The 24995-nt window shown below is 67.3% G+C and carries 24 protein-coding genes and 4 tRNA genes; 17 read left to right on the top strand and 11 right to left on the bottom strand.

Features of this window, described 5'->3' with window-relative positions; all coding sequences use genetic code 11:
• The 6 genes from recJ to BDIM_RS09355 form a co-directional block, all read left to right on the top strand.
• Positions 1-1720: single-stranded-DNA-specific exonuclease RecJ (gene recJ, locus BDIM_RS09380; RefSeq protein ID WP_081461888.1), on the top strand; the 1720-nt coding region annotated here is incomplete at its 5' end.
• A 116-nt stretch (positions 1721-1836) separates the two neighbouring features.
• Positions 1837-1911: transfer RNA gene (locus BDIM_RS09375), tRNA-Glu, on the top strand.
• 196 nt (positions 1912-2107) lie between these two features.
• Positions 2108-2182: transfer RNA gene (locus BDIM_RS09370), tRNA-Glu, on the top strand.
• 202 nt (positions 2183-2384) lie between these two features.
• Entirely contained in the window at positions 2385-2906 is a 522-nt protein-coding gene (locus tag BDIM_RS09365) for a cold-shock protein (protein WP_003165339.1), read from the top strand.
• A 26-nt stretch (positions 2907-2932) separates the two neighbouring features.
• Positions 2933-3409 (top strand): DUF192 domain-containing protein, encoded by a 477-nt coding sequence (locus BDIM_RS09360; RefSeq protein ID WP_112999877.1) that lies wholly within the window; start codon positions 2933-2935, stop codon positions 3407-3409.
• A 67-nt stretch (positions 3410-3476) separates the two neighbouring features.
• Positions 3477-3553: transfer RNA gene (locus BDIM_RS09355), tRNA-Pro, on the top strand.
• 323 nt (positions 3554-3876) lie between these two features.
• Here BDIM_RS09355 and BDIM_RS09345 read toward each other — a convergent pair.
• Positions 3877-4599: a polysaccharide biosynthesis/export family protein gene (locus BDIM_RS09345; RefSeq protein WP_003165337.1), complete on the bottom strand. Its 723-nt coding sequence runs from the start codon at positions 4597-4599 to the stop codon at positions 3877-3879.
• 126 nt (positions 4600-4725) lie between these two features.
• On the opposite strand from BDIM_RS09345, the gene BDIM_RS09340 reads away from it, so the two are divergent.
• Both BDIM_RS09340 and BDIM_RS09335 read left to right on the top strand, forming a co-directional pair.
• Positions 4726-6168, top strand: a complete 1443-nt coding sequence (locus BDIM_RS09340) for a GumC family protein (RefSeq protein ID WP_040345626.1) — start codon at positions 4726-4728, stop codon at positions 6166-6168.
• 47 nt (positions 6169-6215) lie between these two features.
• Entirely contained in the window at positions 6216-6917 is a 702-nt protein-coding gene (locus BDIM_RS09335) for a P-loop NTPase family protein (protein WP_003165335.1), read from the top strand.
• Between the two features lie 6 nt (positions 6918-6923).
• On the opposite strand, the gene BDIM_RS09330 is transcribed toward BDIM_RS09335, so the two are convergent.
• The 4 genes from BDIM_RS09330 to BDIM_RS09315 are packed head-to-tail and all read right to left on the bottom strand — an operon-like array spanning position 6924 to position 11687.
• Positions 6924-7877 (bottom strand): glycosyltransferase family 2 protein, encoded by a 954-nt coding sequence (locus BDIM_RS09330; protein ID WP_040345624.1) that lies wholly within the window; start codon positions 7875-7877, stop codon positions 6924-6926.
• Complete coding sequence (locus BDIM_RS09325; protein ID WP_003165334.1) at positions 7874-8809, bottom strand: glycosyltransferase family 2 protein; 936 nt, start codon at positions 8807-8809, stop codon at positions 7874-7876. The genes BDIM_RS09330 and BDIM_RS09325 overlap by 4 nt, the downstream gene beginning before the upstream one ends.
• On the bottom strand, positions 8806-10257 hold the full coding sequence (locus BDIM_RS09320; protein ID WP_003165333.1) for a lipopolysaccharide biosynthesis protein: 1452 nt from the start codon (positions 10255-10257) through the stop codon (positions 8806-8808). Before BDIM_RS09320 ends, BDIM_RS09325 begins: the two co-directional genes overlap by 4 nt.
• Positions 10257-11687: an exopolysaccharide biosynthesis polyprenyl glycosylphosphotransferase gene (locus tag BDIM_RS09315; RefSeq protein WP_244911841.1), complete on the bottom strand. Its 1431-nt coding sequence runs from the start codon at positions 11685-11687 to the stop codon at positions 10257-10259. Before BDIM_RS09315 ends, BDIM_RS09320 begins: the two co-directional genes overlap by 1 nt.
• Before the next feature lie 252 nt (positions 11688-11939).
• Between BDIM_RS09315 and BDIM_RS09310 the strand changes: the two genes are divergently transcribed.
• Positions 11940-12031, top strand: a tRNA-Ser gene (locus tag BDIM_RS09310).
• A 23-nt stretch (positions 12032-12054) separates the two neighbouring features.
• Here BDIM_RS09310 and BDIM_RS09305 read toward each other — a convergent pair.
• Positions 12055-12237: a hypothetical protein gene (locus BDIM_RS09305; protein ID WP_003165332.1), complete on the bottom strand. Its 183-nt coding sequence runs from the start codon at positions 12235-12237 to the stop codon at positions 12055-12057.
• A gap of 198 nt (positions 12238-12435) precedes the next feature.
• Between BDIM_RS09305 and BDIM_RS09300 the strand changes: the two genes are divergently transcribed.
• Positions 12436-12741: an SCP2 sterol-binding domain-containing protein gene (locus BDIM_RS09300; RefSeq protein WP_024354161.1), complete on the top strand. Its 306-nt coding sequence runs from the start codon at positions 12436-12438 to the stop codon at positions 12739-12741.
• Positions 12742-12817: 76 nt separating this feature from the next.
• Complete coding sequence (locus BDIM_RS09295) at positions 12818-14020, top strand: acyl-CoA dehydrogenase family protein (protein ID WP_003165330.1); 1203 nt, start codon at positions 12818-12820, stop codon at positions 14018-14020.
• Positions 14021-14033: 13 nt separating this feature from the next.
• Here BDIM_RS09295 and BDIM_RS17565 read toward each other — a convergent pair whose 3' ends face one another.
• Together BDIM_RS17565 and BDIM_RS09290 are read right to left on the bottom strand one after the other, a co-directional pair.
• On the bottom strand, positions 14034-14174 hold the full coding sequence (locus BDIM_RS17565) for a hypothetical protein (RefSeq protein WP_003165329.1): 141 nt from the start codon (positions 14172-14174) through the stop codon (positions 14034-14036).
• A gap of 120 nt (positions 14175-14294) precedes the next feature.
• Positions 14295-14906: a sigma-70 family RNA polymerase sigma factor gene (locus tag BDIM_RS09290; protein WP_244911842.1), complete on the bottom strand. Its 612-nt coding sequence runs from the start codon at positions 14904-14906 to the stop codon at positions 14295-14297.
• Positions 14907-15102: 196 nt separating this feature from the next.
• Between BDIM_RS09290 and egtB the strand changes: the two genes are divergently transcribed.
• Positions 15103-17268: an ergothioneine biosynthesis protein EgtB gene (gene egtB / locus BDIM_RS09285; RefSeq protein WP_040345620.1), complete on the top strand. Its 2166-nt coding sequence runs from the start codon at positions 15103-15105 to the stop codon at positions 17266-17268.
• A gap of 77 nt (positions 17269-17345) precedes the next feature.
• On the opposite strand, the gene BDIM_RS09280 is transcribed toward egtB, so the two are convergent.
• Positions 17346-17579 (bottom strand): con-10 family general stress protein, encoded by a 234-nt coding sequence (locus BDIM_RS09280; RefSeq protein WP_003165326.1) that lies wholly within the window; start codon positions 17577-17579, stop codon positions 17346-17348.
• 183 nt (positions 17580-17762) lie between these two features.
• Between BDIM_RS09280 and BDIM_RS09275 the strand changes: the two genes are divergently transcribed.
• Positions 17763-18059: a hypothetical protein gene (locus tag BDIM_RS09275; protein ID WP_003165325.1), complete on the top strand. Its 297-nt coding sequence runs from the start codon at positions 17763-17765 to the stop codon at positions 18057-18059.
• Between the two features lies 1 nt (position 18060).
• Here the strand turns inward: BDIM_RS09275 and BDIM_RS09270 are convergent, their stop codons facing one another.
• Positions 18061-18762, bottom strand: a complete 702-nt coding sequence (locus BDIM_RS09270; protein WP_003165324.1) for an MBL fold metallo-hydrolase — start codon at positions 18760-18762, stop codon at positions 18061-18063.
• A 172-nt stretch (positions 18763-18934) separates the two neighbouring features.
• Here BDIM_RS09270 and tig point away from each other — a divergent pair, with 172 nt between their 5' ends.
• From tig to BDIM_RS09250, 4 genes are all read left to right on the top strand, one after another.
• Positions 18935-20278, top strand: coding sequence for a trigger factor (gene tig, locus BDIM_RS09265; protein WP_003165323.1), 1344 nt, complete (start codon positions 18935-18937; stop codon positions 20276-20278).
• Between the two features lie 299 nt (positions 20279-20577).
• Positions 20578-21516, top strand: a complete 939-nt coding sequence (locus tag BDIM_RS09260; protein ID WP_040345619.1) for a hypothetical protein — start codon at positions 20578-20580, stop codon at positions 21514-21516.
• A gap of 113 nt (positions 21517-21629) precedes the next feature.
• On the top strand, positions 21630-22271 hold the full coding sequence (locus BDIM_RS09255; protein ID WP_003165321.1) for an ATP-dependent Clp protease proteolytic subunit: 642 nt from the start codon (positions 21630-21632) through the stop codon (positions 22269-22271).
• A gap of 67 nt (positions 22272-22338) precedes the next feature.
• Positions 22339-22917, top strand: a complete 579-nt coding sequence (locus BDIM_RS09250) for a cytochrome b (RefSeq protein ID WP_003165320.1) — start codon at positions 22339-22341, stop codon at positions 22915-22917.
• Between the two features lie 47 nt (positions 22918-22964).
• On the opposite strand, the gene BDIM_RS09245 is transcribed toward BDIM_RS09250, so the two are convergent.
• Positions 22965-24995: DNA topoisomerase IV subunit B (locus tag BDIM_RS09245; RefSeq protein WP_428829098.1), on the bottom strand; the 2031-nt coding region annotated here is incomplete at its 5' end.

Raw genomic sequence — 24995 nt, 5'->3', positions numbered from 1 at the left:
GGCGGGCGTGACGCGGGCGCATATCCAGGCGCTGGGTCTGGACGAGCCGCTGGCGCGGGCGCTGGCGTCGCGCGGGGTGGCGGCGGAACAGGGCGCCGACTTCCTGAAACCGACGCTCAAGGCGCTGTTCCCCAATCCGTCCAGCTTCATGGACATGGACGCCGCCGCCGCCGCCATCGTCGACGCGCTTCAGGCGCAGGCCAGCATCCACGTCTTCGCCGACTACGACGTGGACGGGGCGTCCAGCGCGGCCCTGCTGGTGCGCTGGTTCCGTACCCTGGGCGCGGACCTGCCCATCTATGTCCCCGACCGCCTGACCGAGGGCTACGGCCCCAGCGCGCGGGCCTTCGATACGCTGAAGGCGCGCGGCGCCGATCTGGTCATCACCGTCGACTGCGGCGCGGCGGCCAATGAGGCGGTGGCCCATGCGGCGGCCATCGGCCTGAAGGTCGTGGTCATCGACCACCACATGATGCGCGAAGAGCCGCCCGCCTGCCTCGCCGTGGTCAATCCGAACCGGCCGGGATGCGGTTCGGGGCAGGGCAATCTGGCGGCGGCGGGGGTGGTCTTCGTCCTGCTGGCCGCCCTGAACCGCGAGGCCCGCGGGCGCGGCCTGTTCGAGGGCAAGGCCGAGCCGGACATTCGCCAGTGGCTGGATCTGGCCGCCATGGGCGCCATCTGCGACGTGACGGGCCTGACCGGCTTCAACCGCGCCCTGACCAGTCTGGGGCTGGGGGTCATGTCGCACTGGCGCAATCCGGGCCTGCGCGCCCTGCTGGCGGCGGCGGGCGCCGAGCCGGGACCGGCCAAGACCAATCACGCGGGCTTCATCCTCGGCCCGCGCATCAATGCGGGCGGACGGATCGGCAAGTCGGATCTGGGCGCGCGCCTGCTGTCCACCGACGATCCCGACGAGGCGCGGATGCTGGCGCAGGAGCTGGACGCCCTGAACCTCGCTCGACGCGAGGTCGAGGCCGAGGTGACCGAACAGGCCGTCCGCCGCGTCGAGGCGACCGGCGCCCACGCCGACGACAGCGCCGTCGTGGTCGTCAGCGGCGAGGACTGGCATCCCGGCGTGGTCGGCATCGTCGCCGGGCGCCTGCGCGAACGCTGGAGAAAACCCGTCATCGTCATCGGCGTCGACGCCGTCAACGGCGTCGGCAAGGGTTCGGGCCGTTCGCAGCCCGGCATGAATCTGGGCCGGGCCGTGCAGGCGGCGTGGAATGAAAGCCTGTTGATCGCGGGCGGCGGACACGCCATGGCGGCGGGGTTGACGGTGGCGGCGGATCGCGTCGACGAACTGCGCGCCTTCCTCAACGAGCGCCTGTCGACCGAGCGCGTCGAGGCCGTGGCCCAGGACTGGGTCGAGGTCGACGCCCTGATCGACCCGCGCGCCGCCACCCGCGATCTGTTCGAGGCGTTTGAGCAACTGGCCCCTTACGGCCCCGCCAACCCCGAGCCCCTGTTCGCGCTGGAAGGGGTTCAGGCGCGCGAGCCGGTCGCCATGAACGGCGGCCATGTGCGGTGCCGCCTGGTCGGCCCTGACGGCGCCTCGGTGCGGGCCATCGCCTGGCGCTGCGCCGACCTGCCGACGGGCAAGGCGCTGCTGGCGGGGCAGGGGGGGGTGAACGTGGTCGGGCGGCTTCGGGCGGATGACTGGAACGGCCGTCGCGGCGTGCAGTTCGAGATCGAGGACGTCGCCGACCCGCGCATGGCCTGAGGACAGTCAGCCTTGGCCGTGAAACGACGCAGGTCTTTGAAAAAGTCGCACAAATCCGCTTCGCCGCGCTTGCCATAAGCGGAATCGGCGGCTATCTACACGGTCCTCCGCGCAGCGGTCCCTTCGTCTATCGGTTAGGACGTCAGGTTTTCAACCTGAAAAGAGGGGTTCGATTCCCCTAGGGACTGCCACGCGGAGTTATCTTTCCCCCGACAATCGAAGACGTTTCCAGCGGTGATCTCGCGCGCTTGGATGCTGCTGTCTGGATGCTGATCGGCGCCGTGATCGGGCGCTGAAACGGCGTCTCTGTCGTTTTTTTGAAAAAGCGCGCGACGCCCTCTTGCGTCGCCGAAAAGGGACGGCTATCAGGCCGCTCCTCCGCGCAGCGGTCCCTTCGTCTATCGGTTAGGACGTCAGGTTTTCAACCTGAAAAGAGGGGTTCGATTCCCCTAGGGACTGCCACGCGGAGCGAATAACTCCTTCTCCCGTCATCGTTATCTCTTTCACCGAGCCCCTTCGCGCGGCCTTTTCGCGTGCGCGACATTTGCTTGTCGACAATATGGCGCAAAAAGGGCAACTTGTCTGTCCGAGTTGAAAGAACTGTGTTAGTGTAGCTGACCCGCATTGTCGCGGGCGGGGGTTCAAGGTGGCGAGTATTGACGTGATGGAGCCGATTGAGACCGTAAAGGTCGTCGGAAGGGTCAAGTGGTTCGACGCCGGCAAGGGGTACGGCTTCATCGTGCCGGACCAGCCGGATTTGACCGAGGAACGCGACGTGCTGCTGCACGTCACCAGCCTGCGCGACGCAGGCCATGAGATGGCGGGCGAGGGCGCGGCCATCGTCTGCGAATGCGCCAAGCGGGCCAAGGGCTGGCAGGTGATCAATATCGTGGAGTTGGAAGCCAGCGCCGCGCCGGCTCGGCGGGAGCTGACGCGCAGTTCGGCCCACGCCCGCCCCGAAGGCCTGCCTGACGGGCCGCTGGAAGCCGCCGTCGTCAAATGGTTCAATCGCACCAAGGGCTATGGATTCGTCGTGCGCGACGGTCAGGCGGGCGATATCTTCGTCCACGTCGAGACGCTGCGCCGCTGCGGTCTGGACGACCTGTTGCCGGGCGATCCGGTGAACGTGCGTTTCGCGGAAGGCCCCAAGGGGCTGGTCGTGGCCGATATCAGACCGGGCGGGTGAGTCTCGTCCGCTAGGGGGACGAAGACATGAACCACAGCCGCCGTCTCATGCTGATCCTGGCGCTTTCGGCCGCAGCCGCGACGACGGCGTGCGCGAAGAAGGGGCCGCTGGATGAGAACGGCCGCCCGCTGGAGCCGCTGGCGATCGTCACGGCCTCTGGCGAGCACAAGTTCATGGTGGAGATCGCCGACGACGATGAGGCGCGGCAGCGCGGCCTGATGTTCCGTCCGCCGCTTCCTGACGACCGGGGGATGCTGTTCCAGTTCCCCGCGGCGGGCGAGCAGAGCTTCTGGATGCGCAACACGCCCAGCTCGCTGGACATCATCTACATCGACCCGCGCGGGCGAATCGTTTCGATCGCCAAACACGCCACGCCCAACTCCGATGCCCCGATTCCCTCGAACGGCGCGGCCAATGGCGTGCTCGAACTGCGGGCCGGCCGCACGGATGAGATCGGCGCCAAGCCCGGCGATCAGGTTAAGCACCCCTTCTTTCGTCCCTGAGCCACAATAGGACGCCTCATCCGTTGCGGAGGCCGCCTGCTCGTGCCATGAGAGCGCTCCGTTGGTTCGGGGTGTAGCGCAGCCTGGTAGCGCATCTGGTTTGGGACCAGAGGGTCGGAGGTTCGAATCCTCTCGCCCCGACCACGGTTTAGCCTCCTTCAGGCGGAGGTCTTCCATTTGACAGCCGATGTGCGACTGTCGCTGGCGCCATGCGTCAGCGTGCCGATGTTCGGCATGATTGAGAGTTTAAATCTCGGGACGAGCTCGGGTATCGTCCTGTACGAGGTCGCGAAGCAGCGCCGTTCGTATCAAAGCAAGTACAGGCTGCGGAACCAAAGGGGCGAGCGCCAGGCGCCATTGCCGACCGTGCTTCTCGCAGGTGAATAGCGCGCCACGTCTGGTTTGGAGCGAACATTGGCCTTCAAGCTTGACGTAAAGGCTGTGCCTACTTGGTTCAGCGACGCCCGTCAGGTCGAGGCGTAGCCGCCGTTGATGGCGTAGGAGAAGCCGATCGGCAGGGCGGCGCGGAACTGGGTGAAGAAGGCCGCCAGTTCGCCCAGGGTCGAGCGCGGCACGAAGATGATGTCGCCGCGCCGCATCGGCGTGATCTCGGCGCGAGGGGCGCTCAGGTCGATCACCTTCATCATGCGGACGTCGCCGGGGCCGCGTCGTATCAGGGCGCAGCGCGAGGATCTGGCGGACGGCAGCACGCCGCCGGCCATGATGATGGCTTGATAGGCGTCGATGTCGCCGGGCATGTCGAACATGCCGGGATTGCGCACCTCGCCGTCGACCCAGACCTTCATCGGGCCGGCCTGGCGCAGCGTCACCTCGACCTCGGGCCGCAGCAGGTGGGGGGCGTAGCCGTAGGAGATGTCGGCCTCCAGCTCGGACAGGCTGCGATCCGCCGCCATGACGTGTCCGAGCAGAGGGAGGGAGACCCGGCCGTCGGGCGCGATCTTCAACTGGCGCGTCAGTTCCGACGCGGTCGGCAAGGCTACCTCGATATCGTCGCCGGGATAGAGCCGGTATTCAGGCTCCACCTCGGTCCAGTCGGCGAAGGGCAGGTTGGGCGGGAAGTCGTCGACCACGGTAGGACGCGGTCGGGCGCCGCCCGCAGGGGCGCCGCCGGCGCATCCGGCCAGTCCGGCGGCCAGCGCCATGAGGATGAGGCGGCGATCAAGATCCATGGTCGGGGACGGTCCAGGCGGAGAATTTTCGTCTTCGGCAAAGCTGACGGCTTATAGGTAACGCGTGGTTAACGCGTGGCCCTCAGTGTGGCGCACAACAGTCATTGACCGAGAAAATCGATCTTCATGCGTTCCTCCCTCGCAGCAGCTCGTCCCCGTTACGGCGTCGTCGACGTCGTGGCCCTGCTGTTCCGCGAGTTGGTGCTGATGATCGTGATCTTTCTGGTGATCGCCGCCATCGGCGCGGCCGTCGTCATGACTATGAAGAAGACCTACACGGCGGGCGCTAGCCTGTTTGTCGGCGTGGGTCAGGAATACGTCTATCAGCCGCGCGTGGGCATGGGCGAACGCGCCATGCCGCCCTCGGCCAGCGAGGTGGCTCAGTCCGAGGCCGCCATCCTGAACAGCCTTGAGGTCAAGCGCCGCGTGGTGCGAGCCCTGGGCGTCGAGAGCTTCCAGGGCGGCGTGGCCTCGACCGAAAGCCCGGCGCGTCAGGAAGCCGCCGCCATCCGCTCGGTGGCCTCTGGCCTGGGCGTAGAGGTCACGCCGCTCAGCCCCGTCGTGGGTCTGAGCTACAAGAGCGGCGATCCGGCTCTGTCGGCGCGCGTGCTGAATACGGTGATCGACCAGTATCTGACCTATCGCCGCGAGGTCTTCCAGGACCGCGCGACCTCGGCCATCCGCACCCAGCGTCAGACCTTCGAGCAGGAGTTGGCCGACGCCGATCGCGCCTATGAGGAGTTCCTGCGCACCAACGCCATCGGCGACTTCACCACGGCCAAGTCCACGGTCGCCAACAGCTATCAGTCCGTCTTCACCGAGCGGATGGGCGTCCAGGCCCAGTTGCAGCAGGCCTCGCAGCGGCTGGCGACCCTGGTGGCGCAACTGGCGCGCACCCCGGCCGAGGTGGCCCTGTATCAGGATCTGAACGTCTCGGCTCAAGACCTGATCCTGCAACTGCGCACCGAGCGTGAGAGCCTGCTGGCTCGCTACCAGCCCGACGCCCAGCCGGTGCGCGAGATCGATTCCAAGATCGCCCAGCTTCAGGCCTATGTCGGCTCGGGCACGGCCGTCGGCGCCAAGGAAGTCCGCACGGGGCCGAACCCCGTCTGGGTCGAGCTGGAGACCACCCGCATCAACGCCCAGGCCGAACGGGACGCCCTGGGCGCCCGCCTGGCGGTGCTGGATCGCCAACTGGGCGACCTGCGCGCGCGTCAGGCGCGTCTGACCGAGCTGGAGTCGCGCAACTCGACCCTGGCCGGCAACCGTGAAGTGCTGACGGCCTCGATCCGCGAGTTCCAGCAGCGCGAGACACAGAGCCGCGCCGACAACGAACTGGTCAAGGCGGGCGCCGACAACGTCACCGTCATCGAACGCGCCCAACCGCCGTCGAAGGGCAAGAGCCTGCGCTTCCCGCTTATGATCGCCGTCCTGGCCTTCGCCGGGTTCACGGCCCTGTGCGTCGGCCTGCTGCGGGTCTTCCTGCAGCGCGGCTTCGTCATGCCGGCGACCCTCAGCCGCACGCTTCAGGCTCCGGTCCTGGCCGTGGCCCCCGCCAAGAGCGCCTGAGCCCTGCGCGTGCTAGGCTGGGTCAAAGGGCGCACGTAACGATTCGCATGGTCGATCTGACGACGGAAATGGCGGGACTGTGGGCGGCGCTGGGACCAGCGCCGGCGCATCGCGGCCGCGTGATCCTGTTCGCCGCCGCCCAGACGGGCGAGGGCGTTTCGACCGTGGCGCGCGAGTTCGCCCGCATGGCCGCCGTGCGGGGCCGTCGCCCGGCGTGGCTGGTCGACGGCGATCTGACGCAGCAGGCGCAGATGGAGCAGGTGGCGGCGCAGCCGGACCGCTTCGGGCGGCTGGGGCCGGCGGTTCAGGCCTCTCCGGACGGATCGGCCTTCTATGCGGTGACGCCGCCGATGCGGGATCGCGAAGGACGGCCTGTGGCGCCGGGGCGGCTGATGACGGCCAAGACCTGCTTGGGCGGCCGCCTTTACGTCACGCGGTTCCACAACGAAATCCTGCGCGCCGGTCAACGCGCCGAGGCGATCAACGACGCCCGCTACTGGACCCGCTTGCGCGCACACGCCGACACTGTGGTCATCGACGCCCCTGCGGCGGATCGCAGCGACATGATCCTGACCCTGGCGCCGCTGGCCGACGCCACTGTCCTGGTGGTCGCGGCCGAGACGACCGACGCGGCCGGGCCCGTCGCCCTGCGTGACGAGATCGACGCCCAGGGCGGCCGCATCGCCGGGGTGGTGATGAATCGGGCCAGGTGGAAGCCGCCCGCCTTGCTCAAGCGGTTCATCGGCTAAGCCGAACTAGCCCTGCTCGGCTGCGCGTTTCAGTCGGTCCAACTCGCGTTGGCCGTAGAACTGCGGCTCGAAGCCCTTCATCCAGAGAATCTTGCCCAGTCCCCGCGCCGTACGGTCCGCCATGTCGGCGCGGCTGGCGTGACGGATCAGGCTGAGCGCCAGCGTCGCCGCGCCCCAGACCGCCGTCTGCGCCGCGCCCACCGCCATCCAGCGCGCGACGCCGGGCCAGTTCTTCGCCTCTGCGGCGGTCTGGCTGGGCCCCTGGCCATAGGCGAAGGCGCGCGTCAGGGCGTAGCGCAGGGTGGCGCGATGGGGCGGGGCGAACTCATCCACCCAGGCGTCAGAGGCCCAGGCGAAACGTCCTCCGCGCGCCTGCAGGGCGGCGAACAGGACGTCGTCCTCGCCGCCGATCTGATCCGACCCGACATGGAAAGGCTGGTCGCCGGGCAGGGCCGTGGCCCGAACCAGCAGGGAGTTGCCGCAACCGTGGGCGTGATCCAGCACGCCGTCCCGGTCCGGTCCGTGACGGCCGAAGAAACGCTCCAGATAGGGCGTGGTCCAGCCTGTGCCCTCGGGCACGCGTCCACGGATGGGGCCGAAGACGGCGTCGGCGCCGGTCGTCGCTTGGGCGCTCAACAGGGCGGCCAGCCAGCCGGTCGAGGCGGCCTCGTCATCATCGAGGAAGGCGATCAGGGGCGCTGAGGTGGCGGCCAGTCCCGTGTTGCGCGCGGTGGCGACGCCGGGGCGCGGCGCATGGGTCCATATGAGCGGGACGGGCGATTCAGGCCGCAGGGCCTCGACCGTTTCGCGCGAACTGGCCTCGGGGTCGTTGTCGACGACGACGATCTCGCGCAGGCGCGTCGCCACGTCTTCTTGAACGAAGACCGAGCGCAGGGCGCGCGTCAGGCTCTCCAGCCGCCGCATGGTGGGGATGACGACGGCGACGTCGGGCGCGCTCATATCGCCTCCGCATAGAGTGCCGCGCGATACAGCCGCAGGGCGAAGCCGCGCAGGCCGGTCGGCAGGATCGGCGCGCAGGCGGCGGTCTTGATCAGCGGGCGCAGCGCCTTCAGTCCCGGCACGGCCTTCAACGCCTTGGCGACGCGATAGCTGGGGTAGGCCGACACGAAGTCGGGGTGGCGCGCTGCGACGCGGGCGAAGTTCGGCGCCGACTGTTCGTATTTGGCGGCCAGGGCCTCGACCGTGTCTAGACCCATGTGGGTGGCGGGATTGTCCAGGTGGACGACCTCGAACCGGCGCGAGACGCGCATGGCCCACTCGACGTCCTCCCAGCCCCAGCCGCTGAAACCGGAGTCGAAGGTCTCCGTATCGAAGACGTCGCGGCGGACCAGCAGGTTTGAGGTGAAGACGTATTTTTCGGGCTGTTCGGCGCGCTGGGGCGCGGGGATGCAGTCGGACCGCGCCGCCATGTGGCGATGGACGGCGAAGCGCGCGTCCTGCGGCGCCTGCAACAGGGAGAAGCCGCCGAAGGCCACCGCCGGGCGCGCGTCGCGGGCCAGATCGACCCACGTCTTCAGGAAGCCGGGATGGTCGGGCCTCATGTCGCTGTCGAGGAACAGGAAGGTCTGGCCGCGCGCGGCCTGGGCCAGGCGGTTGCGGCCTTCCGAACGGCCCTGATTGGCGTCGAGCGAGATCAGGCGCGCGGGCAGGGCCATGCCGTCGATCAGGGCGCTCAGACGCGCGGTCAGTTCGGCGTCCTTGGTGCCGTCGTCCAGAATGATCAGTTCGGCCTGTCCGGCCAGCGTCGGCGCCTCGGCGTCCAGACGCTGCAACAGGTCGGTCGGATCGTCGCGCAGGAAGGGAATCAGCACCGACAGGATCGGTCGCGCCTCGGCCCACGCTGAGCTGTCGTGATGAATCGCGAGACTCATGCTGTCTGCCTCCGTGCGCGCAGGAAGGCTTTCAACCGCACGCTCAGGTCGCGCACCCCGGCTGCGTTCAGGGCGTAGGCGACGACGCCGTAGACGATCATGCCGACGCCTGCGTCCAGCATCAGCTCAAGGAAGCCTCCAATCGGCGGCAGCATTATCACGACGCCCGCCATGGCGGCGGCGGCCAGACCGCATCGCACCAGGGCGTTCCACGGCACGGGCAGGGGCAGGATGCGTCGCCCGATGGTCATGGAGGCGGCCAGACCCAGCGCAAAGCTGATCGCCGTCGCCCACGCCGCCCCCATGACGCCGAAGCGCGGGATCAGCAGGATGTTCAGGATGATGTTGCTGCCCGCCGGAATGCTCATGGCCAGCAGCAGCCAGCCGGTGCGACGGCCCAGGGTGAAGGCCTGTCCGAAATAATAGGTCGTCATCCCCGACAGGAAGGCGCCCAGCGCCACCCACGGCGTGACCGAGGCGGCGACGGTGCGCAGGTCTTCGCCGATCATGAACTCGGCCAGCGGCCGCGCCACCAGCGCCACGCCCACGGCGGCGGGCAGGCCGATCAGCACCAGGGTCGAGGCCTGCTCCCGTGCGGCCGCCTGAAGGTCTTCGCGCCCCCCGCGCTCCAGCGCCATGACCAGAGCCGGAGCGCCCGCCGCGCCCAGCCAGACGAACATGACGTCCAGCGTCCGGTTGGCGATGCTGTAGGCCGCGTGATAGGCGCCGACCGCCGCCTCATTCATGAACAGGGCCAGCAGGAAGCGGTCGGTCGAGGCTAGCACTACCGTCAGCCCCAGACCGACGGCGATCGGATAGCCGTAGACGGCGTAGGCCTTCAGCCGCTGGCGATCCAGCCGTCCGCGCTTCGCCTCGCGCAGTTCGGCGGGCAGGACGAAGGGCAGGGCGGCCAACGGCGCCAGCAACATCCCCGCCAGCGGCGCCTCGGCCCCCATCCCCAGCAGGGCCAGGCCGACGCCGAAGGCCAGGCCTGCGACCGCGCTCCAGATGTCGATGGCGGCGGCGGGACCGACCTCGCCCGCTGCGCGGAACCGTTCCTGCGCCAGCTTCAGGAAGCAGCGCACGGGAATCCCCGCCAGCGCCACGGCCAGCGGCAGGCGGAAGCTGTCCGGCATGGGCCACAGCCACACCAACAACCCGGCGACCGGCACGAAGACGGCGGTGATCAGGAAGGCGGCGCGATACAGGCTGGCGAAATGCCCGGCCATCTGCGCCTCGTCGGACTGGGCCGCCCAGAAGCGGGCCATGGAGGCTTCCAGCCAGCTGAATGTCGCCACATGGGCCAGCGTCAGCACCGAATAGGCCAGCGCATAGCGCCCGAAATCCTCGGGCGACAGCAGGCGCGTGAAGATGATGATGGTCAGAAACCCGACCACGCCCTGCACGATATTGGCCGGCAGGTAGCCGAACACCCCCCTCCAGAACATCAGCGCACGGCCATCCGGTCGCCCAGAAGCACGGGAACGGTCACGGCGATGATCCACAGGTCCAGCCAGAAGGACTGGCGCTCGATGTATTCGATGTCGAGCTGAACCCGGTCGCGCACTTCATCCGCCGTGTGCAGCGGCCCGCGCGAGCCCTTGATGGCGGCCCAGCCGGTCATGCCGGGCTTGATGCGGTGGCGGTGGGCGTATTCAGCAACCAGACGCGCCGACTCGGCGTCGCCGGTCTTCATGCCGATGGCGTGCGGGCGCGGCCCGACAAGCGACATCTCGCCGCGCAGCACGTTCACCAACTGCGGCAGTTCGTCCAGGCTGGTGGCGCGCAGGATCTTGCCCAGGCGCGTCACCCGGTCGTCGCCGGCGGTCACCTGACGGCTGGCGGTGGCGTCGGAGGCTTCCTGACGCATGGTGCGGAACTTCCACACCACGATCTCCTCCTGATTGAAGCCGTGGCGGCGCTGGCGGAATAGGGCCGGCCCCTTGCTGTCCATCCGCACGGCCAGGCCGATCAGGAACAGCACAGGGCTGAGCACGACCAGGGCCAGGGCCGACAGGATGATGTCCAGGATGCGCTTGTTGAAGGCGCGGCGCTCTCCGTCCACCGCGCCGCCCAGCAGGGGCAGGGACGCCGAGGCCAGCTTTTCCAGCGCCTCGTTCCGCTGGACCGCGCCCTTGGGGTCGACCAGCAGGGTCAGGGGAATGGGCAGAACCTCAAGGCGATGGGTCAGGGCGCGGACGCGCGCCTCGGCCTTGGGGTCGATGGCCAAGATGACGCGGTCGATATAGGGCGTCAGCCGATGCTCCAGCAGGGCGTCCGTCCCGCCCAGAACCGGCACCCCGGCCAGGGCGTCGGGCGTGCGGGCCAGCCGATCGTCGAATACGCCAAGGATATTCAGGTCGCGCCGGTCCAGCGCCTCGCGGATCAGGGATTCGGCATGGCGGGTGGCGCCGACCACGACGACGTTGGGCGTCAGATCGCCTCGGCTGCGCCATTGGGCCACCAGCATCCGCCAGATCGTGTGCAGGCCGGTCAGCAGCACTGCGGAGGCGATCGCCCACCAGCCGTATTCCGCCAGCGGAGTTTCGTTATTGGGCAAGGCCAGACCCAGCAGGCAGGCGACCGCGCCGCCCACGCCCGCCACGGCGGCGACCCCTGCCAGATGGCGCGCGGGCGCCCGGCTATTGTCAAAACGATACAGGCCCAGCGACCGCATCAGGCCCAGGGTCATCAGCGCGCCGATCAGAATGGGCGCGGCTTCGAACAGGGTGACCTGCGCCAGACCGCCGGCGTTCATGCGGCCGATCGCCACAAGGCACAGGAAGCTCGACGCGACGATGTCGACGCCGCGGAAGTAGAAGACGCGCCGCCGCGCGGCCGCGCGCTGTCGGGTGTTCAGCCAGACGTCCGGCCGCAAGGGGCCGCGTCGAGCCCGACCCGCACGCCCCGCCGGGGCGCGCGATTCGACCAGCGCTGCGCGATTCGCGCGTGCGCCTTCTGTCGCAGAGCCCAGAGTGTCAGCAGGGGTGATGGCCAAGTCTTTTTCCCGATATCGAGCAAAATGGGGTGCGAACCCCGTGTCACATGCCACTCTTATGCCGGGTTAACACAAAGGGCGTCAGTTCCGCATTGCGAAGCGTCGCGCGACTCGCTATCCACGCGGCCTGCCGGAGACGTGGCCGAGTGGCTGAAGGCAACGGTTTGCTAAATCGTCGTACCCTGTAAGGGGTACCGAGGGTTCGAATCCCTCCGTCTCCGCCAGATTTCTTTCCGAAAATCAGAAGTCAGCGCCGGCCCTCCTTAGGGGCGGCGGCCTTGGCGTCGCTGGGGCGGCGCACGGCGACGCCGTGCTGTCGCAGGATGCGCCGGGCGACCTCGGGGGCGCCGATCATGGGCAGGGGTTGGCCGAAGTGCTCGCGCCACAACTGGTCCAGGCGAACTTCCTCCGGGGTGAGCAGACGGGTCATTGGCGAGTCCTTGTTACGCAAGCGCGCAACTTCTAGGCCATCTCGACAGGGCTGAACGCAAACTCATGTAAGCTGGACCACAGGTGATGGAACCGGCGCCGTAGGGGCTTCCTGGCCTGACCTTCCCTTGCGTGATCTTGGCGCCGCCCGGCGCGCGGGTTAGGCGTGTGGTTCAACTTCTCAATGGGAGAGACGCACATGGCCGATCTGGCCCTCGCCACCGACAAGATCCGCGCCGCCGTCGGCGAAAACTCGGGTCTGGGCAAGACCGTGAAGCTGGACTTCGGCGATGACGGCAAGATCTTCATCGACGGCGCCTCGGCTCCGAATACCGTCAGCAATGACGACAAGCCGGCTGACGCCACCGTCTCGATCAAGTGGGACGACTTCGTCGCCCTGGCCGAGGGCCGTCTGGACCCGATGATGGCCTTCATGCAGGGCAAGCTGAAGATCGCGGGCGACATGATGATCGCCCAGAAGCTGGCGCCGCTGCTCAAGGGCTGACGGCGGGCTGAGGCTTGATGTTCGACGGCGCGGCTCCGACGGGGCCGCGCCGTTTTCATTTCGGGAGAGGCGTAAGATGGATTTCCGGCTGAGCGAGCGGGGCGAACACTGGCGCGAACGGGTGCGCCGTTTCATGGAGGCGGAGGTTCTGCCGCGCGAGGCGGAGTATCGCGCCCAGGTCCGCGCCGATCCCAAGCACCAGCCGCCGGTGATGGAGACGCTGAAGGCCAGGGCCAGGGCCGAGGGCCTGTGGAACATGTTCCTGCCGGGCGAGCATGGGGCGGGGCTTTCGAACCTGGAATACGCCCCCATCGCCGAGCTGATGGGCCGGGCGCTGTGGTCGGCCGAGGCGTTCAACTGCAACGCGCCCGACACGGGCAATATGGAAGTGCTGCATATGTACGGCGACGCCGCCCAGCAGGAGCGGTGGCTCAAGCCCCTGATGGCCGGCGAAATCCGTTCGGCCTTCCTGATGACCGAACCTGAGGTCGCCTCGTCCGACGCCACCAACATCCAGACCCGGATCGAGCGCGACGGCGACCACTATGTCGTCAACGGCCGCAAATGGTGGTCGACCAATATGGCGCACCCGAACGTCGCCGTGACCATCGTCATGGGCAAGACCGATCCCGACGCCGCCGTTCATCAGCAGCAGAGCCAGATCATCGTCCCGGTCGACACGCCCGGCTTTCGCGTCGAGCGGATGCTGTCGGTCTTCGGCTATGATGAGGCACCGATCGGCCACGCCGAGGTGGTGCTGGAGAACGTTCGCGTTCCCGCCTCCAACCTGATCGCGGGCGAGGGGCGCGGCTTTGAGATCGCCCAGGGCCGCCTGGGGCCGGGTCGCATCCACCACTGCATGCGGACCATCGGCGCGGCCGAAAAGGCGCTGGAGCTGATGGTCGACCGCCTGCTCAGCCGCACCGCCTTCCGCAAGACCATCGCCGAGCATTCGGTGTGGGAGCAGCGGGTGGCCGAGGCGCGCACCAATATCGAGATGTGCCGCCTGCTGGTGCTGAAGGCCGCCTGGATGATGGACGAGGTCGGGGCCAAGGGCGCCAAGTCCGAGATCGCCCAGATCAAGGTCGCCGCGCCGCGCATGGCGCTGAAGGTGATCGACGACGCCATCCAGGCGTTCGGCGGGGCGGGGGTGTCGGGCGACACGCCGCTGGCAGAGCTTTACGCCATGGTGCGGACCCTGCGGATCGCCGACGGCCCGGACGAGGTGCACAACCGCACCATCGCCCGTCTGGAATACGCCGCGCGGGCAGGACGCTAGGCTGACGCTCGGCTCATAACTCGTCGCTGGGCGGACGCTTGTGGTGATGGTGGACCGAGGGCGAACTGAAGTCGCCGTCTACGATGTCGCCCAGATAGAGGTTGGAGCTGGCCTTGCTGGGCGGCGGCGGGGTGCGGCCGAACAGCCAGTCCATGAGGCCGCGCTTGTCTGTGCGCGTGGCTTCGGGGGCGGGGGGGCGGTCGCGGAGTCATCATGACGGACTCTCCTGAGATCGGGAATTGAACCCCTTCGCGGGTTCCTCCGTTCCACCCGCCTAGCTGTCGTCGCACTCATTATTTTCTGCGCCGTCGAGCGGGAGTTCGTGCGCCAGAAGCAGGGCCAGGCGACGGCGGGCTCGGTTGACCCGGCTCTTGACCGTGCCCACGGCGCAGCCGGCGATGTCGGCCGCCTCCTGATAGGAGAGCCCCGCCGCGCCGACCATGATGATGGCCTCACGGTGTTCGGGCGGCAGGGTGTTCAGCGCATGTTGCAGCGCCGTCAACTCGGCGGTCCATTCCTGGTTGGCTTCTGAGGTCAGGCTCGCGGCGTGGCGGCCTTCCTCGTCGGCGACTTCGCGTCGGCGGCGGGCGGCGCCGGTGTACCAGCTGTTCCTCAGAATGGTGAACAGCCAGGCTCGCAGATTGGTCCCCGTCTCGAACCGCGCCCGGTGGGCCCAGGCCTTGACCAGGGTCTCCTGAACCAGATCGTCGGCGTCCGCGCGGTTGCGCGCCAGCGAAAAGCCGAAGGCCCGCAGCGCCGGTATCTGGCAGGCCAGCATGGCGCGCCAATTGGCCGGATCGGCCAGGTCCGGCGCCCGATCGATCGGGGGCGATGATGGCGGGGGCTCGATGGCGTTCGGCCCCTCGGGCATGCGGAGCTGGGGCATGCGTAGGGATCCTGAAAAACCTGCGCCGTGTCGGCGGTTGGACCGAATCAGAACGCCGCCTGGCTGCGACTGTTCCTGTGGAACGGGACGGTGAAGGCGCGCGCAGACGGGTTCTGGCCATGCGGAACCGCCTCGTCTCAGGCCGCATTCCTACGGGGTGACCACAGCGAACACTCACCCAGGGGCAGGCGGAAACATGGCCGGAACGCAGCGCAGACCGGCGTGCGCCGCCGGGGATTTGGAACGCTATCGTCGCGTGCGCGCGGTGATGCCTGCTCTGGCCGCCGCGCTGTCAGCCGAAGACCTGCAGGCCCAGTCGATGGCCCACGCCAGTCCAGGCAAGTGGCATCTCGGTCATGTTAGCTGGTTCTTCGAGACCATGCTGTTGGACAGGCCGGGCTGTGAGCCATTCGATTCTCGGCTGAAGGAGGTCTTCAACTCCTATTATGAGGCGCTCGGCGAGCGCATCGGTCGAGACGAGCGGGGCCTGATGACGCGCCCCTCGCTGGCCGAGGTCATGGCCTATCGCGCCGAGGTCGACCGGCGGATGGAGGCGCGCCTGGCCGACGCCTCAGCGCCGATGGAGGGATTGGAGCGCTACCTGTTCGAGTTGGGCCTGAACCATGAGCAGCAACACCAGGAACTGTTCCTGATGGATCTGCTGCATCTGATGTCCCGCTCGCCGCTGGACCCGGCGGCCTATGATGTCGAGCCGCGCGCGGCGCCCTTGCAACCAGCGCGCGGCGGCTGGCAGGCGTTCGAGGGCGGTCTGATCGAGACGGGGGCCTCGGTCGAAGGGTTCGCCTTCGACAATGAACGGCCCGCGCATCGCATCTGGCTGGAGCCGTTCGCCCTGGCCGCCGATCTGACGACCAACGGCGACTGGTTGGCTTTCATGGATGACGGCGGCTACGCGCGGCCTGACCTGTGGCTGAGCGACGGCTGGGCCACGGTTCAGTCGCGTGGGTGGACCGCGCCCCTCTACTGGCGTCGAGCGGAAGGGCAGGGCTGGACGGTCATGACCCTGACGGGGCGACGGCCGGTCGACCCGGCCGCGCCCGTGCGCCATGTCAGCTTCTACGAGGCCGACGCCTTCGCACGGTGGTCGGGCCGGCGCCTGCCCACCGAGGCGGAATGGGAGCACGCCGCCCGCAGCCGTCCCGACGCCTTCTCCAACCTGGACAATGAGGCGTGGCAGTGGACCGCCAGCGCCTATGGCCCTTACCCCGGCTTTCGTCCGACCGAGGGCGCGGCGGCCGAGTACAACGGCAAGTTCATGGCCAATCAGATGGTGCTGCGCGGCGGCGCCTTCGCCACGGCGCCGGGACATGCGCGGCCGACCTATCGCAACTTCTTCTACCCGGATCGGCGATGGGCCTTTGCGGGCGTCCGTCTCGCCGCCGACGCTGGCGAGTGCGCCAGATACGACGAGACCGACGACGAACACGAGGCCTTCCCCCGCGACCTGATCGCAGGCCTGGCGTCATCGCCTAAGAGTCTGCCGCCCAAATGGTTCTATGACGCCCGCGGGTCCGAGTTGTTCGAGGCCATCACCCGCCTGCCGGAATACTATCCGACCCGACAGGAGGCGGCCCTGTTGCGCCGGGTCGCCCCGTACTGGGCTGAACGTTTCGGCGCCGACGCGGTGCTGGTCGAGCTCGGCTCCGGCGCCAGCGAGAAGACGCGCATCGTGTTGGACGCCGCTCCCGATCTGGCGGCCTACGTCCCCATCGACATCAGTCCCACGGCGCTGGAAGAAGCGGCGGTCCGCCTAAGGCAGGCCTATCCGGCTCTGAAGGTGCTGCCGATCGTCGGCGACTTCGAGCATCTGGGCGTGCTGCCCTCCGAGGCAGGGCAGGGGCGGCGCGTCGGCTTCTTCCCCGGCTCGACCATCGGCAATCTGGCGCCGGAGACGGCGGAGGCCCTATTGCGCGCCATGCGTGACATGCTGGGACCGGACGCCCTGTTCATTCTGGGCGTCGATCTGATCAAGGAGCCCTCGACCCTGATCGCGGCCTATGACGACGCCGAGGGCGTGACGGCCCGTTTCAATCTGAATGTTCTGACACGCGCCAATCGCGACCTGGGCGCGGACTTCGACCTGGACGCCTTTGCTCATCGCGCCGTCTGGAACGCGGCCGAGGCGCGGATGGAGATGCATCTCGAGGCCCTTCGCCCGATGACGGTGCGGTTGGGCAAGCTGGTCTTCCGTTTGGCGCAGGGCGAGACGATCCACACGGAGAACTCGCGCAAATATGACGAGGCTCGCGTGCGCGCCCTGGCCGAAGCCGCCGGCTGGCGCGTCGAAGCCTTCGAGGTTAGCGACGCTCCGCGCGTGGCCTTGGCCCTTCTGGCCTGCTGAGCGCAACCTTCTGTCAGAAAAAGAAAAACGGCGAGGTTTCCCACGCCGTCGAAGAGTTCTGAAGTCGATCGCGAGGATCAGCGTTTCGGCGGCGCCGTATCCTGCCCGGACTTGTTCCGTGCGCCGTGGGACGCTTCGCCGCCCTTGCGTCCGGCCTGGGCCGCGAGGGAGCGATCCTGAGAGAAGCTGCGCTTCTCGCTGGGGACGCTGGCGCCGCCCTTGCGGGCGATTTCGCGCTGACGTTCCGGGTCCATCGAGGCGAAGCCTCGCTTGGAAACACCGGAGCCGCGGGTGGGCTGACCTTCGGCCATTTCAGATGTTCCTTTCGTAGACGGTGGCGCTTGCGCAAGAGAACCCGGCGCCGGCGCGGAGGTTCCGAGAAAGGATTAAAACCCTGTTCGACAATTGGGGGCTGCGTGCGTCGTCCGGCGGCGGAACCGCGACGATTCCGGCGGGTTCATCGAGGCTCTGAGTGCAGAATTCAGGAGTTCAACATGCCGGTTTCCAACGACCCGATCGCCCGCGCCGACAACGCGCCTTCGCCTGAGGACATCACCGAGGGGCGCTCGACGCGCAGCGACCGCCTTGAAGGGGCCGCCGATGAGATTCTGGCGGCGGGCGCCCGGCCGCGCCCCCTGCGTCAGGCGGTGCGCGAGGATGCGGCCGAGGTGCGCGACTGGGCGCGCCGTCACGGCTCGGAAGCCTGCGAGGCGATTCGCGACGAGCCGATCCGCATGACGCTCTATGCCCTGGGGATCGGCGTCCTGATCGGCCTTCTGGCCGCGCGCTGAACTAGGCTGGCCCGGAGGCGGGCCGCGCGATGGGCGCCGCCTTCATCGCCTGATCCGAGACGAACGGATTGGTCCTTCGCTCGGCCCCGAAGGTCGAGTGCGGCCCGTGTCCCGGCACGAAGGTGACGTCATCGCCCAGCGGCCACAGCTTGGTGGTGATCGCCGTCAGCAGGGCCTGATGATCGCTGCGCGGGAAGTCGGTGCGGCCGACCGAACCCTGGAACAGCACGTCGCCGACCTGGGCGAAGCGGGCCTCGCGGTTGAAGAAGATCACGTGGCCCGGCGTGTGGCCGGGGCAGTGGAAGACCTCCCACGTCGTCTCGCCCAGCGTCAGCACGTCGCCGTCGTCCAGCCACCGCGTGGGGGTGAAGCTGCGCGCCTCGGGCAGGCCGTATTTCTGACCCTGCGTGGGAATCAGATCGATCCAGAACTGGTCCTCAGGGTGCGGACCCACGATGTCGAGGCCGGTCTTTTCCTGCATCTCGGCGGCGGCGCCGGCATGGTCCAGATGGCCGTGCGTGATCCAGATGGCGTCCAGCGTCAGACCGCGCCGCGCGACCTCGCCCAGGATGGCGTCGACCGAGCCGCCCGGATCGATGACGGCGGCCTTCTTCGTCTGCGTGCACCAGACCGTCGTGCAGTTCTGCTGAAGCGGCGTAACGGGCGTGACGAAGACGCCGATGGGGGCTGAAGGCTGGCTCATGGGCCATCAGATAGCGGGCCGATGCCCACAAAGGAACCGCGTTGCGTTGACGTTTCGGCCCCTTCTCGACATAAGGGCGGGCTCCGAGGCGCCGCTCCCGAAAGGGGCGGCCCTGTTGCTTTATCCACCGCGCGCCTTCGTGGCGTCGCCACAGAGCGTCAGATACCCGACCATGCAAGTCGTCGAAAAGTCGAACGAAGGCCTCAGCCGCGTGATCGCGGTGACCATTCCCGCCGCCGAGCTGAATGAGAAGCTCGAAGCCCGCATCAAGGAAATGGCTCCCCAGATGAAGCTGAAGGGCTTCCGTCCGGGCAAGGTGCCGGCTTCGCACGTCAAGAAGACCTTCGGCCGTGACTTCATGGGCGAAATCATCAACGCCTCGCTGAACGAAACCAGCCAGGGCGCTTTGGAAGAGCTGAAGATCCGGCCGGCCGCGCCGGCCGAGATGAAGCTGACCTCGGACATGGACAAGGTCATCGCCGGTCAGGAAGACTTGGCCTATGAAATGTCGCTGGAAGTCATGCCGGAATTCACCCCGGTCGACCCGAAGACCCTGAAACTGACCCGCCCGACCTATGAGGCCTCGGACGAGGATCTGGACGAGGCGCTGAAGGAACTGGCGTCGCAAGCCAAGTCCTACGAGGACAAGAAGGGCAAGACGGTCAAGGCCGCCGACGGCGACCAGCTGACCATCGACTTCCTGGGCAAGATCGACGGCGAGGCCTTCGACGGCGGCGCCGCCACCGACGCGGACCTGGTGATCGGCTCGGGCCGCTTCATCCCCGGCTTCGAAGAGCAGCTGAAGGGCGCCAAGGTCGGTGAAGAGAAGACCATCGAAGTGACCTTCCCGGAAGAGTACCAGGCCAAGCACCTGGCCGGTAAGGCCGCGACCTTCGACGTCACCGTCAAGGCCATCAAGGCTGAGGTCGAATCCAAGATCGACGACGAGTTCGCCAAGCGCATCGGCCTGGAGTCGCTGGACCAGCTGAAGGAATTGCTGAAGTCCAACCTGAACCAGCAGTACGCCGGCGCCACCCGCTTCAAGCTGAAGCGCGCCCTGCTGGACGTGCTGGACGAAGGCCACGACTTCCCGCTGCCGCCGAAGATGGTCGACGCCGAGTTCGAAGGCATCTGGGCCCAGGTTTCGGCCGACAAGGACGCCGGCCAGCTGCCGGAAGACGACGCCAAGAAGTCGGAAGACGAACTGAAGGCCGAGTACAAGAAGATCGCCGAGCGCCGCGTGCGCCTGGGCCTGGTCCTGGCCGAGATCGGCCGCGCCAACAACGTCGGCGTCTCGGATCAGGAACTGTCGAACGCCATCATGGCCGAAGCCCGCAACTACCCGGGCCAGGAGCGCATGGTGCTGGACTTCTACCGCCAGAACCCGAACGCCGCCGCCCAGCTGCGCGCGCCGATCTATGAAGAGAAGGTCGTCGACCTGATCGTCTCGGTCGCCGAGGTGAAGGACGAAGCCATCTCGAAGGAAGAGCTGCTGAAGGAAGAAGACGAAGGCTGATCCCGTTGTCTTACGGATCGGCGACAGTCGGTTCGTCAGCCATTCAGACAAATGAAAAGGGTCCGCTTCGGCGGGCCTTTTTTATTCTGAGCTTGGCCAAAGGCGCTTTGGGCGAATGCTGGCCCTGACCAGATGGCGATGCCGCATGCCGGGCGCGTACGCGTGGGATGATGGAGACAAATCCAGATGCGTTGACCTGTAGTGGCGAAACGTCGCTATTTTATTCTGGGTGGTAGTGAGTACGGTGGATGGCCTGGCGGAGCGGTCCGTTTTCGGTGCTTTGATAAGAGGGTAGGTCGATGAACTTCGCAGCTATCTTGGCTTCCATTGCATTGTTCTCGGAGGCCCCACAGGTGGCGCCGCAAGCGGATGCCGGTGACGTGACGGCGGTTGAAGACGTTGTTGTGGATGCGCGAAGACTGGAAGAGATCGCGCGGTCCTATGTGCGACAGCTATCGGATCCGCCGAGCGGCGCGCGGTTGGCGCGCTGGAACAAGCCTCTCTGCGTCAGCGTAAGCAATATGCGGCCGCAGCTTGCCCAGTTTGTGATTGATCGGATCGCTCGCAACGCTCTTGAAGCGGGCGCTGATGTGGCGGGTCCGGGGTGCAAGCCCAATGTCATCGTTTTCGCCACTTCGGACGGTGCCGCGTTGGCCCAGAAACTGGTCAGCGAGTTTGAATCACGTTTTCGCCCCGCCCCCCAGGGCACCAACCCATCCCGTGCGGCGCTGAGGGAGTTCCAGAATTCCGAAGAGCCGGTTCGCTGGTGGAATGTCGCCATTCCAGTGGAAATTTCGTCAGGAGAAATCGCCACGAGAATGCACGGCGACATGCTCTTTCCAAATGGGGGGGACGAACCCAACACGGTCAGGGTAAGGGATGGGTCGCGCCTCCGTTCCAATGTCCGTCATGATATGGCCTGGACCGTCATCATCATCGACATGAGTCAAACCGACGGCGTACCGCTGGGCGTGTTGGCGGACTATGTCTCCATGGTCTCCTTGGCTCAGATCGACCCTTCTTCTGATCTGAGCGGTCAACAGACCATCATGAATCTGTTTCGCTCTCGAGCGAGCATGCCCGGGTTGACGTCCTGGGATAAGGACTACCTGGCGGCCCTCTATCTTGCCCCTCCTGATCGCGCTGATCCGAGAAGCCAGGAGGCGGCGGTGACACGTGTCCTAGTTCAGCAACGTCGAAAGCAACAGGACACAGGCCCTGCGCCGGCTGGCGAATAACAGTGATGAGCCGCTGATCGGTCGCTTCGTCTTGCGCCGGGGACTTGCGGACGCGATATGTTGAAATGAAGGGGGCGACTTGAATCGCGCCCGCATCACTCGAGAAGGCCTTCATGCGCGATCCGATCGACTACATCTCCAACAACCTGGTGCCGATGGTGGTGGAGCAATCCAGCCGCGGCGAACGGTCGTTCGACATCTTTTCGCGCCTGCTGCGCGAGCGGATCATCTTCCTAACCGGTCCGTTCGAGGACGGCATGGCCTCGCTGATCTGCGCCCAGCTGCTGTTCCTGGAATCGGAGAACCCGAAGAAGGAGATCAGCATGTACATCAACAGCCCCGGCGGTCAGGTGACTTCGGCGCTCGCGATCTACGACACCATGCAATACATCAAGTCGCCGGTCTCGACCGTGGTCATGGGCATGGCCGCTTCGGCTGGTTCGCTGATCCTGACGGCCGGCGAGGCGGGCCAGCGCATCGCCCTGCCGAACGCGCGTGTCATGGTGCACCAGCCCTCGGGCGGCTTCCGCGGTACGGCCTCGGACATCGAGCGCCACGCCGAGGACATCATCGCCACCAAGCGCCGCCTGAACGAAATCTACGTCCAGCACACCGGCCGCACCTATGAAGAGGTCGAGCGCACCCTGGACCGCGACCACTTCATGACCGCCGAGGAAGCCAAGGCCTGGGGCATCGTCGACCACGTCTATGACAAGCGCACCCAGGCCGACGACGACGGCGTTAAGGCTCCCTAAGCCTAAAACGCGCTTCGACTGCGACAATTTACGAGGCGGGATTCGGCGACGGATTCCGCCTCGAATCGTGTTTGAGATTCGTTTCCAGCGAAGGGGGCGCTTCATGGCGACGCAGTGGAGAGACGACGGCTTCCGGTATGGCGCCGTCACGCGCGGGCTGCATTGGGTCATGGCCCTGCTGCTGGCGTGGCAGTTCGCGGGCATGGCCGTGAAGGAGATCGTCGGCAAGGCGCCGATCACCGCCTTCTGGGTCGGGACTCACAAGGGGATCGGCGTCATCCTGCTGACCCTGATCGTGGTGCGCGCCCTGTGGGGCCTGTACAACATGAAGACGCGCCCGGCGCACGGCGGCGGCTTCTGGGGCCTGGCCGCCAAGCTCGGACATCTGGCGCTCTACGCCTTGATCCTGATCGTTCCGGCGTTGGCTCTGCTGCGGCAGTATGGATCGGGCAAGCCGCTGGACGTGTTCGGCGTGCGCCTGATCGAGGGCGGCTGGGCCGAGGTGCCGTGGATGACCGCGCCCGCCAACGCCGCCCACGGCCTGCTGGCCTGGCTGCTGCTGGCGGCCATCGCGGGGCACATCCTGATGGTGCTGGTCCACCGCTTCATCTGGAAGGACGATACTGTCGGTCGGATGGTCGGCTAGGGTGGTTCAGTCCGCCGTCGCCGAGAGGGCGACGGCGGAAGACGTCATCAGAGGTCCAGGTCGGCCTGGGCGAAGCGGGCGTTTTCCTGGATGAAGTTGTAGCGAGCCTCAGCCTTGCGGCCCATCAGGCGCTCGACCAGATCCTCGATCTCTTCCTCGCTGTCGGGCAGGGCGATGCGGGCCAGAGTCCGCTTTTTCGGGTCCATGGTGGTCTCTTTCAGCTGAGAGGCCATCATCTCGCCTAGACCCTTGAACCGGCCGATCTCGGTCTTCTTGCCCTTGAAGGTCGTGGCCAGCAGTTCGTCGCGGTGCGCGTCGTCGCGGGCGTATTCCGACAGCGGACCCGCCGAAATCCGGTAGAGCGGCGGCAGGGCCATATACAGCCGCCCCTGACGGATCAGGTCCGGCATGGAGCGATAGAAGAAGGTGATCAACAGGGCCGCGATGTGGGCGCCGTCGACGTCGGCGTCGGTCATGATGACCACGCGCTCATAGCGCAGGTCGTCCACGCTGAAGCGGCTGCCCGCCTGCACGCCCAGCGCCAGCATCAGATCGGTCAGTTCGACGTTGGCGCGCAGCTTGTCCGCCGTGGCCGAGGCGACGTTCAGGATCTTGCCGCGCAGGGGCAGGATGGCCTGGGTCGTGCGGTCGCGCGCCTGTTTGGCCGAGCCGCCGGCCGAGTCGCCCTCGACGATGAACAGTTCGGTGCCCTCGGCGGCTTGCCGGCTGCAGTCCGACAGCTTGCCGGGCAGACGCAGCTTGCGGGTGGCGGCGGCGCGCTGGACTTCCTTGTCCTTGCGGCGACGCAGGCGGTCCTCGGCGCGGTCGATGACGAAGCCGAGCAGGGCGTTGGCCTGTTTCGGACTTTCGGTCAGCCAGTGGTCGAAGGGGTCGCGCAGCAACTGTTCCGTCAGGCGCTGTCCCTCGGGCGAGGACAGGCGGTCTTTGGTCTGGCCCTGGAACTCCGGGTTGCGAATGAAGACCGAGATCAGGGCGCCCGCATTGGCGATGACGTCTTCGGCCGTGATCTGGGCGGCGCGCTTCTCGTTGATCAGCTCGCCATAGGCCTTCAGACCCTTGACCAGGGCGGCGCGGAAGCCCGCCTCATGCGTGCCGCCGTCGGGGGTCGAGACGGTGTTGCAGTAGGAGGCGATGAAGCTGTCGGCGTCGCCGAAGCCGATCGGCGACCAGGTGACGGCCCATTCCAGCGCGCCGGCTTCGCCCTTGCGTTCGACGCGCCCGGCGAAGACGGGGGTGACGGTCTCCAGTTCGCCCACGCGCTCGGCCAGGGCGTCGGCCAGACCGCCGGGGAAGTGCAGCGTCGCCTGTGCAGGGGTGGCGTCCGTGATGCGTTCCGGGGCGCAGGTCCAGCGGATCTCGACGCCGCGGAACAGATAGGCCTTGGCCCGCGTCATGCGGAACAGGCGCGCGGGCTTGAAGGTCGCGCCGACGCCGAAAATCTGCTCGTCCGGCTTGAACCGGATCAAGGTGCCCTTCTTCTTCGAGGGGCCGACCTGCTGGATCGGCGCCTGCACATGGCCGCGGCTAAAAGACTGACGCCACTCGAACCCGTCGCGCCAGACGGTGACGTCCAGGCTTTCCGACAGGGCGTTGACGACGGAGACGCCGACGCCGTGCAGGCCGCCCGAGGTCTCATAGGCCTTGCCCGAGAATTTGCCGCCCGAGTGCAGCACGGTCATGACGACTTCCAGCGCCGACTTGCCGGGGTGCTTGGGGTGGGGGTCGACCGGAATGCCGCGCCCGTCGTCGCGTACCGACAGATACCCCTCGGCGTCCAGATCGACGGTGATCAGCTTGGCGTGCTTGGCGACGGCTTCGTCCATCGCGTTGTCCAGCACTTCGGCGAACAGGTGGTGCAGGGCGCGCTCGTCGGTGCCGCCAATGTACATGCCGGGGCGTTTGCGAACGGGCTCAAGTCCCTCCAGCACCTCGATCGAGGAGGCGGAATAGCCGGTGGCGGCCGCCGTCGCGGCGCTGGCGTGGGACGTCAGCTCGACCTTGGGCTGATGCACGGGGGCCGGCGCCGGCTGGGGCGCGACCGGAGGCGTCGCCGCAGC

This window comes from Brevundimonas diminuta ATCC 11568, from assembly GCF_000204035.1.
In the GTDB taxonomy this organism is placed as follows: domain Bacteria; phylum Pseudomonadota; class Alphaproteobacteria; order Caulobacterales; family Caulobacteraceae; genus Brevundimonas; species Brevundimonas diminuta.
This window is presented reverse-complemented; position numbering and strand designations above follow the sequence as displayed.

What these genes read in the sequence shown, in the direction of transcription:
- BDIM_RS09280 (WP_003165326.1), bottom strand. Translation starts at nt 17,579, where the DNA reads ATGGCCGAAGGTCAGCCCACCCGCGGCTCCGGTGTTTCCAAGCGAGGC.
- BDIM_RS09365 (WP_003165339.1), top strand. Translation starts at nt 2,385, where the DNA reads ATGGAGCCGATTGAGACCGTAAAGGTCGTCGGAAGGGTCAAGTGGTTC.
- BDIM_RS17565 (WP_003165329.1), bottom strand. Translation starts at nt 14,174, where the DNA reads ATGGACTGGCTGTTCGGCCGCACCCCGCCGCCGCCCAGCAAGGCCAGC.
- BDIM_RS09270 (WP_003165324.1), bottom strand. Translation starts at nt 18,762, where the DNA reads ATGAGCCAGCCTTCAGCCCCCATCGGCGTCTTCGTCACGCCCGTTACG.
- BDIM_RS09275 (WP_003165325.1), top strand. Translation starts at nt 17,763, where the DNA reads ATGCCGGTTTCCAACGACCCGATCGCCCGCGCCGACAACGCGCCTTCG.
- egtB (WP_040345620.1), top strand. Translation starts at nt 15,103, where the DNA reads ATGGCCGGAACGCAGCGCAGACCGGCGTGCGCCGCCGGGGATTTGGAA.
- BDIM_RS09340 (WP_040345626.1), top strand. Translation starts at nt 4,726, where the DNA reads ATGCGTTCCTCCCTCGCAGCAGCTCGTCCCCGTTACGGCGTCGTCGAC.
- BDIM_RS09255 (WP_003165321.1), top strand. Translation starts at nt 21,630, where the DNA reads ATGCGCGATCCGATCGACTACATCTCCAACAACCTGGTGCCGATGGTG.
- BDIM_RS09325 (WP_003165334.1), bottom strand. Translation starts at nt 8,809, where the DNA reads ATGAGTCTCGCGATTCATCACGACAGCTCAGCGTGGGCCGAGGCGCGA.
- BDIM_RS09290 (WP_244911842.1), bottom strand. Translation starts at nt 14,906, where the DNA reads ATGCCCCAGCTCCGCATGCCCGAGGGGCCGAACGCCATCGAGCCCCCG.
- BDIM_RS09335 (WP_003165335.1), top strand. Translation starts at nt 6,216, where the DNA reads ATGGTCGATCTGACGACGGAAATGGCGGGACTGTGGGCGGCGCTGGGA.
- BDIM_RS09300 (WP_024354161.1), top strand. Translation starts at nt 12,436, where the DNA reads ATGGCCGATCTGGCCCTCGCCACCGACAAGATCCGCGCCGCCGTCGGC.
- BDIM_RS09295 (WP_003165330.1), top strand. Translation starts at nt 12,818, where the DNA reads ATGGATTTCCGGCTGAGCGAGCGGGGCGAACACTGGCGCGAACGGGTG.
- BDIM_RS09320 (WP_003165333.1), bottom strand. Translation starts at nt 10,257, where the DNA reads ATGTTCTGGAGGGGGGTGTTCGGCTACCTGCCGGCCAATATCGTGCAG.
- tig (WP_003165323.1), top strand. Translation starts at nt 18,935, where the DNA reads ATGCAAGTCGTCGAAAAGTCGAACGAAGGCCTCAGCCGCGTGATCGCG.
- BDIM_RS09305 (WP_003165332.1), bottom strand. Translation starts at nt 12,237, where the DNA reads ATGACCCGTCTGCTCACCCCGGAGGAAGTTCGCCTGGACCAGTTGTGG.
- BDIM_RS09260 (WP_040345619.1), top strand. Translation starts at nt 20,578, where the DNA reads ATGAACTTCGCAGCTATCTTGGCTTCCATTGCATTGTTCTCGGAGGCC.
- BDIM_RS09330 (WP_040345624.1), bottom strand. Translation starts at nt 7,877, where the DNA reads ATGAGCGCGCCCGACGTCGCCGTCGTCATCCCCACCATGCGGCGGCTG.
- BDIM_RS09360 (WP_112999877.1), top strand. Translation starts at nt 2,933, where the DNA reads ATGAACCACAGCCGCCGTCTCATGCTGATCCTGGCGCTTTCGGCCGCA.
- BDIM_RS09345 (WP_003165337.1), bottom strand. Translation starts at nt 4,599, where the DNA reads ATGGATCTTGATCGCCGCCTCATCCTCATGGCGCTGGCCGCCGGACTG.